Here is a 2,061-nt window from a genome sequence, read left to right as displayed (position 1 = left end):
CTTCGCCTAATTGGATAATCTATTATTGCCTCGCCCCTTATTAAAAAACGGTCGAGAACCCCAGCGAAAAATCATTTTTTCGGTATTGGTATAAGGGTATGTTGCTTTCTTTGTTGGAGTGTTTGGCATTGATGGTCCAAACAAAGCCATTGTCAGTTATATATCGCCAGCTGAATCCTGTTCTTAATAATTCGTCAGCGCGGGTTTGTAGCCAAAAAGGGTGCACATCTTGGTACGAATAATGAAGAGACTGTATGTTTAGCATAATTTGCTGGTGTTTAGTTAGGGTGTAACCTGTCTGGTATTGCAGCAAGAAAACGTGATATGCATTGTGTTCGCTATTACTTTGTGTAGTACGAATATCGCTATAGTTTGCACTGAGTTGATTAAGCCACCGTCCTCGATGATGTTGCGCATTGATCCCAAGGGAGGTATCGATAGAATCCAGCGCTTTATTGACTGTATTGCTCGATTTTCCTAAGCTTGCTTGCACAGCAACCATTAGCGGTTTGGCAATAGACCAGCGTGTATTGGCATCCACGCCATATTGTTTGCGATACAGCGAATCGTCTAACCACAAGGACCCATAGTAAACTCCCACTTGAAAGGGCCTGCCATCTGCCCACTCGTCTTGAATTCTCCCTGTGATCTGAGCGGCCGAATTTTGAAACTGTTTGTTCTTATGCTCGTGATAATCGGTATGTGATACAACAATACTACCGAGTAGCAAACGCTGTTGATTGATTGTGTCCTTATAATGCAATTGATAGTTGAAGTAGGTTGCCGTATCGGAGGTCTCTTTCCCATCCTCAGAGAGTTGAATTCGTTGAGTCAATAATGGATGGATAAAATCATCTATGGTAGAGCCGCTATTAATATTGCTATCGTAGCCAGCTGATATTCCCACGATATTTTTTAATGATCGGCGTCTGCTATTTTCAATACGCTCTATCAACGCCGTATATTTTCTTGCGCCTGTGATTAAGTAGGGCTCTTTTGTCGATAAACTTAAAATCTGTAATTCCCTTTTAGCCGCAGCAAAATTATCGATATGAAAATATGCAGTAGCAAGGTTGAATCGTGCAACCTCCTCTTTTGGTTTAATAATCAGGACGCGCTCAAAGGCAAATACCGCATGCTGGTATTCTCCTGCCTTGAGTGCAGCAACCCCTAAAATAAAATCAAAGTTTGGGTCTCCACCAAACTCTGCAACTTGTTGATTGGCTAGTGTAAAGGCTTCTTTATATTGACCTAAGCGAATAAGCTGAGTCAGTGTGCTATGCAGCGGCGCATAGCTTGATGTGGTGGGGTGGCTTAGGGGCGGCGCGGCATAAACCACATTGCAATGTGGTATGCAGTAGAGTGGTAGCGCTATAAAAGCAAAAAAACGGTATAGATATGGCTGCATTATGGCTTCTGCATAATAGTTGTTGATTCGCAAAGATATAAAAATAAGTTATATCTTTGCCTCAATACCCTTAAACACTAGCGGTAGTTAGGTGGATATACAAATCGATCTTAATAACGGGTAATGAGAACCTAAAATAGTATTGGGGGCGAGGCAATAATAGTTTGTCCAAATTAGACGCAGGGTCCTGTTTTTTCAGCAAGGCGCTCGAAGAGGCGCATGCCTGGGCCTGTAACGCTTCGAGCAACGCAGCTGAGGAAGCAGGAAACCAGTATTATTGGATAAAGTATTACTGCCTCGTCCCTTAGATTGAAAATAAACTGACATTGCCTTTCATTGTGATTGCTAGGAAGTGAATTCATCGGTCGATTTATAGTGCTTTTTACCGTGGTTCGGTGTGCTGCAGCGCAAATAGCTCATCTAGCTCGAGTAGTTCTTTGTCGAATTCTACCGCGTAGGCTTTCCGTGGCTATTCTTGGCGCCATCTCGAACGCTTTGCCAAATGGCCAGAGCGGAGGCTCTTGGTGTAATCAAGGGTATGCGATAGGCGTGGTTGTAAGCCTTGGGTTAATCGCTGAAATCATCTGAAAACAAGATTGTTAGGGGCGAGGCAATAATAGTTTGTCCAATTAGACGAAGGCGCCTGTTTTCTC

1 protein-coding gene is annotated in these 2,061 nt (G+C 43.1%); it reads right to left on the bottom strand.

What is annotated here, in order from left to right; translation table 11 throughout:
• Nucleotides 1–40: 40 nt before the first annotated feature.
• The gene (locus tag AC3A8L_RS21495; protein WP_487964324.1) at nt 41–1,408 is read right to left on the bottom strand and encodes a tetratricopeptide repeat protein; all 1,368 of its coding nucleotides are present in this window, start codon (nt 1,406–1,408) and stop codon (nt 41–43) included.
• Between the last annotated feature and the right edge of the window lie 653 nt (nt 1,409–2,061).

This window comes from Marinagarivorans sp. (assembly GCF_982758155.1).
Note: the sequence above shows the minus strand (reverse complement) of the source record. Positions and strands in the feature narration are given on the sequence as shown.

Coding starts and splice junctions, on each gene's coding strand:
- AC3A8L_RS21495 (WP_487964324.1), bottom strand. CDS start 1,408: ATGCAGCCATATCTATACCGTTTTTTTGCTTTTATAGCGCTACCACTC.